Here is a 12,346-nt window from a genome sequence, read left to right as displayed (position 1 = left end):
ACGCGCGAAGGTAAAGCCTTATTCCGCAGAATTTTCACCACCGGTGCTGCCGGCTTCGTCACCACGCTGGATGCGCTGGTAGATCTCTTCGCGATGCACGGCGACGTCCTTCGGCGCAGTGATGCCGATACGCACCTGGTTACCCTTGACGCCAAGCACGGTGACGCTCACCGAGTCACCGATCATCAGGGTTTCGCCGACGCGGCGAGTCAGGATCAACATTTTTTTAAGTCTCCATGGAACCGTGTGGAAGGGTATCCCCCACCGGCTTGACGCTCCGTCAAGAAGCGCGCCCACGACAAAGGGAAAAGATTCGCAATGGTACCGTCAGCCGTCCCGCTCCTACAAGGAGGGGGACGGCGGGGATTCATCACAGGCGGGGGCTGACCCATTCGACGACCGCAGCCAGCGCGGTAGCAAGGGCGGGCCCGTCCTCGCCACCACCCTGGGCGAGGTCCGGGCGTCCGCCGCCCTTGCCCCCGATCTGACCGGCGATATGGGACAACAGTTCCCCGGCCTTGACCTTGCCCATTGCACTGCCGTTCACGCCCGCGACCAGCGCCGCCTTGCCATCCTGGGCACCGGCCAGCACGATCACCGCGTCGCCCAGCTGCTGCTTCAGGCGGTCCATGGCATCGCGCAGGGCCTTGGCGTCGAAGCCTTCCAGGCGGACAGCCAGAACCCTCACACCGGCGACCTCGACGGCCTGGCCGGACAGGTCGGCGGTGGCGCCAGCGGCGACCTTGGCCTTCACGGCCTCCAGCTCGCGCTCCAGCTGCTTCTGGCGCAGGCCCAGCGCACGGATCTTTTCGACCACGTCGGCAGCACTGCCACCCAGCAGCTCGGCGGCCTCGGCCAGACGGGCCTCCTCGGCATCCACGTAGTCCAGCGCGCCCTGGCCGGTGACGGCCTCGATACGACGCACACCGGCCGAGACACCGCCTTCGGAGGTGATCTTGAACAGACCGATGTCACCGGTCCGGTTGACATGGGTGCCACCACACAGCTCGGTGGAGTAGTCACCCATCTTCAGCACGCGCACGTTCTCGCCGTACTTTTCGCCGAACAGGGCCATCGCGCCGAAGTCCAGCGCTTCCTGCATGCCCATGGTGTGCACTTCGGCGGCGTTGTTGGCGCGCACCTGCTGGTTGACCTTGCGCTCGATGATCGCCAGTTCCTCGGCGCTGATCGGCTGGAAATGCGAGAAGTCGAAGCGCAGACGGTCCGGCGCCACCAGCGAGCCCTTCTGCTGCACGTGGGTGCCAAGCACTTCGCGCAGGGCAGCATGCAGCAGGTGGGTCGCCGAGTGGTTGAGGATGGTCGCGCCACGGCGCTCGCCATCGACCTGGCCGGACAGCACGTCACCGATCTTCAGGCTGCCCTGGGTGAGCTTGCCGACGTGGCCATGGAACTGGCCCGCGAACTTCTGGGTATCGCTCACCTGCAGCTGTACGCCGGCAGCGTACAAGGTGCCGGTGTCGCCGACCTGGCCGCCGGACTCGGCGTAGAACGGGGTCTGGTTGGTCAGCACGATGACCTCGTCACCGGCCTGGGCAGCGTCCACCGGGCGGCCATCCTTGAGGATCGCGACCACGCCGAGGCCGTCGGCCTGCAGGCGGTCATAGCCCAGGAAGACAGTCGGCTTGAGCGTGGCGACCAGATCGGCCGACAGCGTCACGCCACCGCCGAACTTGCCGGCGGCACGCGCGGTCTCGCGCTGCGTCTCCATCGCGGCGTTGAAGCCGTCGATGTCCACGGTCAGGTCACGCTCGCGGGCGATGTCCTGGGTCAGGTCGAGCGGGAAGCCGTAGGTGTCGTACAGGCGGAACGCGTCCACGCCCGGGATCACGCCATTGCTGACCTTGGCCGCAACGTCGTCGAAGATCTTCATGCCCGAGTCCAGCGTCTCGGCGAAACGCTCTTCTTCTGCCTGCAGGGCACGCACCACGGTATCGGCCTGTGCCGGCAGTTCCGGGTAGGCCTCGCCCATCTGCTCGACCAGGGTCGGCACCAGCTTGCTGAAGAACGGCTGGCGCACGCCCAGCATCCAGCCGTGTCGCAGTGCGCGGCGGATGATCCGGCGCAGCACGTAGCCGCGGCCTTCGTTGGACGGCAGCACGCCATCGACGATCAGGAACGAACAGGCGCGGATGTGGTCGGCGATCACGCGCAGCGACTTGTTTTCCAGATCAGCGGTTCCGGTCAGCTCCGATGCCTTGCGGATCAGCGCCTGGAACAAGTCGATCTCGTAGTTGGTATGCACGTGCTGCAGGATCGCAGCCAGGCGTTCCAGGCCCATGCCGGTGTCCACGCACGGTGCCGGCAGCGGCATCAGCGTGCCGTCCTGCTGGCGATCGAACTGCATGAAGACCAGGTTCCAGATCTCGATGAAACGGTCACCGTCCTCGTCCGGCGAGCCCGGCGGGCCACCGGCGATATGGTCACCGTGATCGTAGAAGATCTCGGTGCACGGACCGCACGGACCGGTATCGGCCATCTGCCAGAAGTTGTCCGAGGCGAACGGCGCGCCCTTGTTGTCGCCGATGCGGACAATCCGGTCTTCCGGAATGCCGATCATGTCGCGCCACAGTGCGTAGGCCTCGTCATCGGTCTGGTAGACCGTCACCAGCAGGCGCTCGGCGGGCAGCTTCCAGACCTGGGTCAGCAGCTCCCAGGCCCAGGCGATCGCATCCTTCTTGAAGTAATCGCCGAAGGACCAGTTGCCCAGCATTTCGAAGAAGGTGTGATGGCGGGCGGTGTAGCCCACCTGGTCGAGATCGTTGTGCTTGCCACCGGCACGCAGGCAGCGCTGGACGTCGGCCGCGCGCACGTAGCTGCGCTTCTCCGCGCCCAGGAACACGTCCTTGAACTGCACCATGCCGGAGTTGGTGAACAGCAGGGTCGGATCGTTGCCCGGCACCAGCGGCGCCGACGGCACGATGGTGTGGCCTTTGCCCTTGAAGAATTCAAGGAAGTCGCTGCGGATCTGGGATGTCGTGAATTTGGCGGATGCGTTCATGGGGGCTGGCAGTCTGCGGGCCGGGGCCCGTGCCGCCGGCCGCAGTGGCCAGGGTCGAACGGACCGCCGAAACCCCAAAGGGTATCAGGCCCGGCGCCATCAGTCTCAGTCGTCCGGATCGTAGCGGGTCGCGCGGCGGATGCTGTCGCCATCGAAGCCCCGGCGGGCCAGCAGATCGGCGGCCTTGCGGCGCTGCGCGAGGTCCTGCGGACCGGCCTCACCAAAGCGGCGACGGACCAGATCCCGGGCATTCTCCGTCCAGTCGCCCTCGAAGGTATCCATCGCAGCAGTGATCTGCTCGCTGTCCAGCCCGTGGGTTCCCAGCTCGGCACGTACATGGATGGGGCCATAACCCGTATTGGCGCGCATGCGCACCAGATTCTCGGCAAACCGGGTGTCGTCCTGCCAACCGGCCTCGGTCAGCTTGTCGACCGCCGCCTGCGCGGCCTCGTCCTCGATGCCCCGGGACGTCAGCTTGCGGGTCAGCTCCTTGCGCGAGTGCTCACGACGGACCAGCAGACCCAAGGCGCGCTGGACAGGCGTCTGTTCGCGTACGCGGCGCTTGCGGCCAGGTGCCGGGGCGTCGGAATCGTTCATTCTCGCCTTCAATCAAATGCGCCGTCCCTGGCGCGTCCCCCGTCGGGGAAACCGAATCTGCAGGACAGGGCGACGTCACTGACGGCGCCGCCCTGCCCCACAGCAAGCCTTTACTCGTCGTCGCCTTCGTCTTCGCCTTCCTCACGGACGGCTTCGGTCGGCTGGAACTTCTCGCGCAGCTCAGCCTCAAGCTTGGCGGCAACCTGCGGGTTGTCGCGCAGATAGCCACGGGCGTTGTCCTTGCCCTGGCCGATGCGCTCTTCACCGTAGCTGTACCAGGCACCGGCCTTCTCGACCAGCTTGGCTTCGACACCCATATCGATCAGCTCGCCTTCGCGGCTGATGCCTTCGCCGTACAGGATCTCGGTGATGACCTGCTTGAACGGGGGCGCCAGCTTGTTCTTGACGACCTTGATCTTGGTCTGGTTGCCGATGATCTCGTCGCCTTTCTTGATCGCGCCGATACGGCGGATGTCCAGGCGCACCGAGGCATAGAACTTCAGCGCGTTGCCGCCGGTGGTCACTTCCGGGCTCTGGCCCGGCATCATCACGCCGATCTTCATGCGCAGCTGGTTGATGAACACCACCAGGGTGTTCGAGCGCTTGATGTTGCCGGTCAGCTTGCGCAGCGCCTGGCTCATCAGACGCGCCTGCAGACCCGGCAACTGGTCGCCCATCTCACCTTCGATTTCAGCCTTGGGGGTCAACGCGGCGACCGAGTCGACCACCAGGATGTCCACCGAGCCGGAGCGCACCAGCATGTCGGCGATTTCAAGCGCCTGCTCACCGGTATCCGGCTGCGACAGCAGCAGATCGTCGACATTGACGCCCAGCTTGCCTGCGTAGATCGGGTCCAGCGCGTGTTCGGCATCGATGAAGGCGGCGGTGCCACCCAGCTTCTGGCACTCGGCGATGGCCTGCAGGGTCAACGTGGTCTTGCCGGAGGATTCCGGACCGTAGATTTCCACCACGCGGCCCTTGGGCAGGCCACCAATGCCCAATGCGATATCCAGCATCAGAGAACCGGTCGGGATCGCCTCGACGGGCTCGACCACGCGGTCGCCCATGCGCATCACCGAGCCCTTGCCGAACTGCTTTTCGATCTGGCCCAGAGCTGCAGCGAGGGCGCGCTTCTTGTTCTCGTCCATCGGATTGGTCCTTGCAGAGGTCACGTCGTTGGAGGTGCTGTCTTTGGAAGTCTTCTTGGCCATGGGTTCACTTTAAGGCTGGCGTATCGCACAGGCTGAGATTCTGCCCGGCGTTCGGAAAAAAATTATCGGACATCCGTACCAACCTCAGCAGAACCAGAGAATCGCCACAAAAGACCGCGGGAAATGCAGGGTGAATCGTCAACGGTTCGGTCGCAGCAGCCCGCAGTACAGGCCCTCGATCGAGAAATCCTGATCCGGAAGCACGTCAATCGGCTTGTAATCGGGATTGCGCGGCAGCAGGCGGATGCGATCCTTGGCGATCTTCAGCAGCTTGACGGTGATCTCGTCATCGATGCGGGCCACCACGATCTGCCCGGAATGGGCATCGCGGGTGCGGTGCACACCGATCAGGTCGCCATCGAAGATGCCTTCGTCGATCATCGAATCGCCCTGCACTTTCAGCAGGTAGTCCGGTGCCGGCGAGAAGAACACCCGGTCCAGCACCACGAAATCATCCGAGCCGATGTCGGCGCCGATCGGCAGACCCGCAGCGACCCGACCCAGGATCGGCAGACGCAGGACGCTGTCGGGCAGGCCCGGCTCGGCCAGCTTCTCCACCGGCGGTGCCTGCACCAGACGAATGCCGCGGGCCTGGCCCGGCACGCGACGGATCGCCCCGGCCTGCTCCAGCGCCTCCAAGTGATACTGCGCTGCGCGTACGCCCTTGAAGCCGAAGGCACGCGCGATTTCAGTCTGCGAAGGGGGTGCGCCTTCGCTCTCGATACGCTCGGCGATCAACTGCAGGATCGCCTGCTGGGTGTCGGTCAGGTCCATGGTTAGTAGTATTACTACTAACGCCCAGGACTGCAAGTGCCGAGGGCGATTCCGGCAGGAGCGAAAGCCGCGGTGCATGGCCCGGCGCTACCGGGAATGCGGCGTGGCTGGTTGGGGGCGGCAAAGGCAGAAGCAGCCGACCCGCGGTCGGCGCTACAGGAATCGCCGCGCGATGCCGCGGTTCCCGGCGGGAACCGCCGCAGTACGCACACTACGTGTGCTTGCCGCTTCTCCAGATCGAGAACAGGATCCACACCCCACAGAACCCTGCGCCGATGAAACCGCACACGCCCAGCGCCAGCAGCCAACGGCTGGAAACGCCTCCTACGCTGTGCATCACGATCGAGGAGCCGATGATCAAGGCTGCCGTGACGATCCCCATCACCAGCCGGTTCGCGGCGCGGTTGACCTGGTCGCCGAAGCCCTGCAGCGCGCTGGTCTCCACCTTGAGCTGCAGCCGGCCACGGCGCGCCGCCTGGACCAGCTTGCGCAGGTCCCGCGGCAGTTCACCGGCAAAGTCGATCATGCCGAGCAAGCTGCGTCGGCCACGCTTGAACAGCGCCCGCGGCGCATAGCGCTGCAGCACCACCCGCTCCAGGAACGGGCGCGCGGCGCTGGCCATGTCGAAATCCGGGTCGAGCTGGCGGCCCATGCCCTCCAGCGTCAGGAAGGCCTTGATCATCAGCGCCAGATCCGCCGGCAGGGTCAGGTTGTAGCTGCGCAGCAGCTGGGTGATGTCGCCCAGCATCAGGCCGATGCGCAGGTCCTTCAGCGGCACGCCGCGGTACTGGTCGACGAACAGGCTGATGTCATGCTGCAACCGGTTCTCGTCCACTTCCACGCCACCGGCCCAGTCCAGCAACACATCGGCCACGCCCTGCGGGTCCTGTTCCACCAGCCCATGCAGCAGCTGCGCGACCTGGAAGCGACGCACCTCCGACAACGCGCCGACCATGCCGAAATCGATCACGCCGATGCGGCCGTCGCGCAGGTAGATGATGTTGCCCGGGTGCGGATCGGCATGGAAACTGCCGTCCTCCAGCACCATCTTCAATACGATGTCGGCGCCACGCCGGGCCAGTTCACGGCGGTCGATGCCGGCCGCATCGACACCGGCCAGATCACGTCCGGCAATGCCGTCGACGAAATCCTGGACATTCAGGCTTTCGCAGGTCCATTGCCAGTGCACCGCCGGAATCAGGATGTCGTCACGGCCCTCGAAGTTGCGCGCGATGCGCTCGGCGTTGCGGCATTCCGCGGCAAAATCCAGCTCGCGGCGCAGCGACACGGTGAACTGCTGCACCACCTCGGCGGGCCGGTAGCGCCGCAGATCCGGCAGCCGAGCCTCAACGATCTCGGCCAGCCGTGCCAGCAGGCGCAGATCGGCTTCAACCACGTCACGGATACCAGGGCGGCGCACCTTCAGCACCACTTCGCGGCCATCACGCAACCGCGCCCGATGGGCCTGGGCCAAGGAAGCAGCCGCCATCGGGGTTTCATCAAGGAAGGCAAACACCTGCGACGGAGACGCACCGAGGTCGGCCTCCAGCTGTTCGCGGATCTTCTCGTAGGGCAATGCCGGGACCGCGTTCTGCAATTCGGAGAGTTCGGCGATCCAGTCCGGCGGCAGCAGGTCGACGCGGGTGGCGAGCACCTGGCCCAGCTTCACGAACGTCGGCCCGAGATCCTGCAGGGCGCTGCGCACGCGCACCGGCGCGGTCATCCGCAGCATTTCCTGCCGCTCCTCGTTCCAGTGCAGCAGGCGGCCGGCACGTTCCAGTACCGTGGCCAGGCCGATGCGCCGCACGACGTCGCCGAAGCCGTAGCGGATCAGGACGGCGGCAATTTCCTGCAGCCGGCCAAGGTCACGGACGGTGCCCAGCGTCTCCCACATCGTTGCCTACTCCGGTTGATTGCCGGAGCAGCATGTCACAGCTGGGCGTCGATGCCGTGCAATGCCGCCGCTACGGTCTGCCGGCGGATGGCTTCACGGTCACCATCGAACTGGAACAGTTCGGCCCGGGCATAGCCGCCACGGCGCTTCCAGCCGATCCAGACACTGCCGACCGGCTTGTCCGGGCTGCCACCGCCCGGCCCTGCGATACCGGTCACCGCCACCGCGATGCCGGCACCGGAATTGACCAGCGCCCCGGAGACCATCTCCAGCACGGCTTCGCGGCTGACCGCACCGAACTGCTCCAGCGTCTGCGCGCGCACGCCGAGCAGGCGCTGCTTGGCTTCGTAGCTGTAGACCACCATGCCGCAGTCGAAGAACGCCGAGGAACCGGCGATGTCGGTCATGCACTTGGCGATCCAGCCGCCGCTGCAGCTTTCAGCAGTCACCAGCTGCAGCGAAGCCTGTTGCAGGCGCTGGCCCAGCGCAGCGGCCTGGGCATTGAGTTCGGCGTCGGTCGGGAAGGCCATCGGGGTAGCTGAAAAGTGAAGAACCTGCACGTTGTACCGCAGATGGCAGGGTGGTGTCGCGGCCGCAGGACATGCCGGCCAACGGCCGGCACTGCCTCACCATTCGGGCAGCTTCTCCGGCAGCAGGGCCCGGATCGGCTCGCCATCGGCGCTGGCCGCCAGCTTCTCGGCCTCGGCGATGGGAAGATCGACCTGCAACAGCCAGCCTTCTTCATCAGCCTCTTCACTGCGCACCACTTCCAATTGGTGCAGGCGAGCGCGAAGGCGGCCGGCACTGGGTGGCAGGCGCAACTCGCCGGTGACGTGCTGCAGACCCAACCGCTTGCCGAGCACGGCCTGCAACAGCTCGATGCCCTGCCCGTCGCGTGCGGAAATCCACACCCGCTCACGCCGTGATTCATCCGGCACGCCGTCCTGGCCGTCGTGGCGCACGTCGGCACCCTCGATGCGGTCGATCTTGTTGAACACCAGCAACTGCGGAAGGTCGCCGGCACCGACGGCGGTCAGCACTTCGTCGACCTGGGCGATGCGCTCCTCGCGGTGCGGATCGGCGGCATCGACAAGGTGCAGCAGGAAATCCGCTTCCCGCGCTTCAGACAGGGTCGAGCGGAAGGCCGCCACCAGGTCATGCGGCAGGTCGCGTACGAAACCAACCGTATCGGCCAGCACGACGTTGCCACCGGGCACGGCGATCCGGCGTACGGTCGGATCCAGGGTGGCGAACAACTGGTCGGCCGCATAGGCCTCGGCGCCGGTCATCGCATTGAACAAGGTCGATTTGCCGGCATTGGTGTAGCCGACCAGGGCGACGCGCGGCAGTTCGCTGCGCACACGCGCACGACGCATCTGGGTGCGCTGTACTTCGACCTTTTCCAGCCGCTTCTGCAGCTGTTCAACCCGCTTCTGCAGCAGGCGACGATCGGTTTCCAGCTGGGTTTCACCCGGGCCGCGCAGGCCGATCGAACCACCACGCTGGCGCTCCAGATGGGTCCAGCCGCGCACCAGCCGTGTCGACATATGCCGCAGCTGGGCCAGCTCGACCTGCAGTTTGCCTTCATGGCTGCGCGCACGCTGGGCAAAGATGTCCAGGATCAGGCCGGTACGGTCGATCACCCGGCGCTCGAGGAAACGCTCCAGATTGCGCTCCTGGCCCGGGCTCAACGCGTGGTTGACCAGGATCAGGTCTGCGCCGGTGGCTTCGGCGGCGGCCTTGATCTCATCCAGCTTGCCGCTGCCGATCAGGGTCGACGGGTTGGGGCGATCCAGCCGCGCGGTGATGGTCACCGCGATGCTGGCGCCGGCCGAGCGGGCCAGATCACCGAATTCTTCCAGCACATCGTCTTCCAGCTTGCCGAAATGCGGCTGGATCAACAGGGCGTGTTCGCCCTTTTTCGAGCGGTCAAACATTCACCGCTCCAACATCATTCGTCTGCTTCATCACCCGCCTGACCATCCTCACCTGATTGCACGTACCCACCACCCGGGCCGACCTTGACGTTGCGCGCCGGCACCACGGTGGAAATGGCGTGCTTGTAGACCATCTGGCTGACGGTGTTGCGCAGCAGGACCACGAACTGATCGAACGATTCGATGGTGCCCTGCAGCTTGATGCCGTTGACCAGGTACACCGAAACCGGCACGCGCTCGCGCCGCAGTGCATTCAAGAAAGGATCCTGCAGCGATTGCCCCTTGGACATTGCACACTCCTGATTATTGTTCTTATTGGTAGCCGGCGGTTGCCGCGGCCCCCGAGCCGCTTTCCGGCCCATGATGGTACACGGCCAGCGTCGGTTCAGCGTGCAACGAAGGTCGACACCGCGCCTGCGAGGCGCTCCCCATCCATATGGGGGTCGAACCAGCGCGCATCAAGCTCGCCGCGCAGCCAGGTAAGCTGGCGCTTGGCCAGTTGCCGGGTGGCGAAAATGGACTTGTCCCGGAAGCGGGCCGCGTCCCCGTCCCCGTCCAGGTACTCCCAGGCCTGGCGATACCCCACCGCGCGGACGGCGGGCAGGTCCAGCGGTGCGGCCACCGCCCGCATTTCCGGCAATGCACGCAGGGCGCGCACTTCGTCGAGGAAGCCCTGCACGAGCATGGCGTCAAAGCGGGCCTCGATGCGCTGGTGCAGGACGGCGCGGTCGCGCGGCGCCAGAATCAGCTTCAGCGTGCGCACCGGCAACGGGGCCACCCCGGGGCGGCGCTGCCATTCACTGATCGGCGTGCCGGTCAGCCGGTAGACCTCCAGCGCCCGCTGGATCCGTTGCGGGTCGGTGGCATGGATGCGTGATGCGGCGGCGGGGTCAACGACGGCCAGTTCGGCGTGCAGCGCCGCCCAGCCTCGCTCGGCGGCCTCGGCGCTCAGCACGGCACGCATCGCCGGGTCGGCCTCCGGCATCGGCGACAGACCCTGCAACAGCGCGCGGAAGTACAGCCCCGTGCCGCCGGCCAGGATCGGAGTCTTGCCACGGGCGACGATGTCGGCCACCACGCGGGCGGCGTCGGCAGCGAATTCGGCGGCGGAATAGGTCTGCCAGGGATCGCGCAGGTCCAGCAGGTGGTGCGGTGCCTGTGCGCGCTCGGCCGCATCCGGCTTGGCCGAACCGATATCCAGGCCGCGATAGACCAGCGCCGAATCGACACTGACGATTTCACCGTCCAGCTGCTGCGCCAGCGCGATCGCGGTGGCGGTCTTGCCGCTGGCGGTCGGCCCCATCACGGCAATCGCCAGCGGCCGCTGATCCACTGCCATCAGTCTTCGTCCGGCCAGCGGAGGGTCGGCTTGGCGTCCACCCGCACGGCAGGTACCGCCTCGACCGCCTGCCAGACCTTCAACGCATCGACCGTCGCTGCCACATCGTGCACGCGCACGATACGGGCGCCGCGCTGCACGGCGATCAGGTGTGCGGCCACCGACGCGGCGACACGCTCTGCCGGCGACTGACGACCGGTCAGCTCGCCCAGGCTGCGCTTGCGCGACAGCCCGGCCAGCATCGGCACGCCCAGTTCAAGGAAACGCTCCGAGCGGGCCAGCAGCGTCATGTTGTGGGCCGTGGTCTTGCCGAAGCCGAAGCCGAGGTCGATCACCAGATTCTTCTTGGCGATGCCGGCCATCTCCGCGGCGAACAGCCGCTGCACCAGGAAGCCATGGACCTCGGCGACCACATCGTTGTACTGCGGGTCAGTCTGCATGTGACCCGGTTCGCCCTGCATGTGCATCAGCACCACCGGCACGCCCGCGTCCGCCGCCGCGTGCAGCGCACCGTCCTGGCGCAGGCCGAAGATGTCGTTGATCATCCCGGCGCCTGCAGCAACCGCGGCACGCATCACCTCCGGCTTGAAGGTATCGATGCTGATCGGCACCGCCGTGCGCGCTGCCAGCTGCTCGATGACCGGCACGACACGACGCAGTTCCTCGTCGATCGACACCGGCGCCGCGCCCGGACGGGTCGATTCGCCGCCGATGTCGAGCAGGTCGGCGCCCTCCTCCACCAGCTTCAGGCCATGCGCGACCGCCGCCTCGGTGGTGTCATGGGCACCACCATCGGAGAACGAATCCGGGGTGACGTTGACGATACCCATGACCCGGGCACGGTCCAGGCGCAGGATGCGGCCGGCGCAATCGAGCTGGGGCGAGATGTCGAACATGGCAGATCCTGCGGGCAACGAAGGTTAGTTTAAGGCGGCGGGGCTGCGCCCTGCACCCGCAGAGGCGGTAGTGCCGGCCGCTGGCCGGCAACCTCAACCGCAAAAGCAACCGCAGCATTCTGTGGGATGGCGGGGTGGGTCCGGTTGCGGGGGCCGCTGCAAGTACGTCCATGCAAGCTCGGTCGCCGCATCCATGCGGCTTACACCCCCGCAACCGGACCCACCCCGCCTTCGACAGTTTCCCGGTGGCCGGTAGATCCACGCCATGCGTGGATGAATCTCCATAGGAATCGAATATCTCGACAATTGAACGAAGAGCATCCACGCATGGCGTGGATCTACCGTGTCGACCAAGGTCGACACCTACCAACAGCAGCCCAACAGCAGCGGGGAATTGTCGGAGGCGGGGCGCAGCCCGGCCGCAGAACCCTACTTGCGCCGACGCTTCCGGTCCACGTACAGCGTCTTGATGATGCTCAGCAGGATACCCACCGCGATACCCACGCCACAGCCCAGCAGCAGATTGTCCACGGTCAGGCCGACAGCGACGCCGACTACGGTGGCGATCACCATCTCGGCGGTGTGGGAAATCGGTTCAGGCTTGGGGGCGGACATGCGGACTCCAGCGGACGGTCAGGATCGGATGGGCCGGGGCCCGGAAACAACAAGGCCGGGTTGC

12 protein-coding genes are annotated in these 12,346 nt (G+C 66.1%); all 12 read right to left on the bottom strand.

What is annotated here, in order from left to right:
* Positions 1–18 precede the first annotated feature (18 nt).
* A complete protein-coding gene (gene csrA, locus M2299_RS08630; RefSeq protein WP_025878924.1) occupies positions 19–222 on the bottom strand; it encodes a carbon storage regulator CsrA in 204 nt (67 codons plus the stop codon).
* Between the two features lie 148 nt (positions 223–370).
* Complete coding sequence (gene alaS / locus M2299_RS08625; protein ID WP_280884201.1) at positions 371–3,019, bottom strand: alanine--tRNA ligase; 2,649 nt, start codon at positions 3,017–3,019, stop codon at positions 371–373.
* Between the two features lie 105 nt (positions 3,020–3,124).
* Positions 3,125–3,616, bottom strand: a complete 492-nt coding sequence (gene recX / locus M2299_RS08620) for a recombination regulator RecX (protein WP_025878922.1) — start codon at positions 3,614–3,616, stop codon at positions 3,125–3,127.
* 110 nt (positions 3,617–3,726) lie between these two features.
* A complete protein-coding gene (recA, locus tag M2299_RS08615; protein WP_025878921.1) occupies positions 3,727–4,764 on the bottom strand; it encodes a recombinase RecA in 1,038 nt (345 codons plus the stop codon).
* A gap of 201 nt (positions 4,765–4,965) precedes the next feature.
* Complete coding sequence (gene lexA, locus M2299_RS08610; protein WP_025878920.1) at positions 4,966–5,601, bottom strand: transcriptional repressor LexA; 636 nt, start codon at positions 5,599–5,601, stop codon at positions 4,966–4,968.
* A 211-nt stretch (positions 5,602–5,812) separates the two neighbouring features.
* Positions 5,813–7,495, bottom strand: a complete 1,683-nt coding sequence (ubiB, locus tag M2299_RS08605) for a 2-polyprenylphenol 6-hydroxylase (protein ID WP_223494782.1) — start codon at positions 7,493–7,495, stop codon at positions 5,813–5,815.
* A 35-nt stretch (positions 7,496–7,530) separates the two neighbouring features.
* Positions 7,531–8,025: a nicotinamide-nucleotide amidohydrolase family protein gene (locus M2299_RS08600; RefSeq protein WP_025878918.1), complete on the bottom strand. Its 495-nt coding sequence runs from the start codon at positions 8,023–8,025 to the stop codon at positions 7,531–7,533.
* Positions 8,026–8,121: 96 nt separating this feature from the next.
* Positions 8,122–9,432, bottom strand: a complete 1,311-nt coding sequence (gene hflX / locus M2299_RS08595; protein ID WP_025878917.1) for a ribosome rescue GTPase HflX — start codon at positions 9,430–9,432, stop codon at positions 8,122–8,124.
* 14 nt (positions 9,433–9,446) lie between these two features.
* Positions 9,447–9,722: an RNA chaperone Hfq gene (gene hfq, locus M2299_RS08590; RefSeq protein WP_025878916.1), complete on the bottom strand. Its 276-nt coding sequence runs from the start codon at positions 9,720–9,722 to the stop codon at positions 9,447–9,449.
* A 95-nt stretch (positions 9,723–9,817) separates the two neighbouring features.
* Positions 9,818–10,771 carry a tRNA (adenosine(37)-N6)-dimethylallyltransferase MiaA gene (gene miaA, locus M2299_RS08585; protein ID WP_100436079.1) on the bottom strand — a complete coding sequence of 318 codons (954 nt, stop codon included), beginning with the start codon at positions 10,769–10,771 and terminating at the stop codon, positions 9,818–9,820.
* Positions 10,771–11,667 (bottom strand): dihydropteroate synthase, encoded by an 897-nt coding sequence (gene folP / locus M2299_RS08580; protein WP_280884200.1) that lies wholly within the window; start codon positions 11,665–11,667, stop codon positions 10,771–10,773. Before folP ends, miaA begins: the two co-directional genes overlap by 1 nt.
* A gap of 429 nt (positions 11,668–12,096) precedes the next feature.
* Positions 12,097–12,282, bottom strand: a complete 186-nt coding sequence (locus M2299_RS08575; protein WP_100464731.1) for a hypothetical protein — start codon at positions 12,280–12,282, stop codon at positions 12,097–12,099.
* Between the last annotated feature and the right edge of the window lie 64 nt (positions 12,283–12,346).

It is taken from the genome of Stenotrophomonas sp. 1278, assembly GCF_029892765.1.
GTDB lineage: Bacteria > Pseudomonadota > Gammaproteobacteria > Xanthomonadales > Xanthomonadaceae > Stenotrophomonas > Stenotrophomonas indicatrix.
The sequence above is the reverse complement of the archived record's forward strand: the minus strand, read 5'-3'. Positions and strand labels throughout refer to the sequence as shown.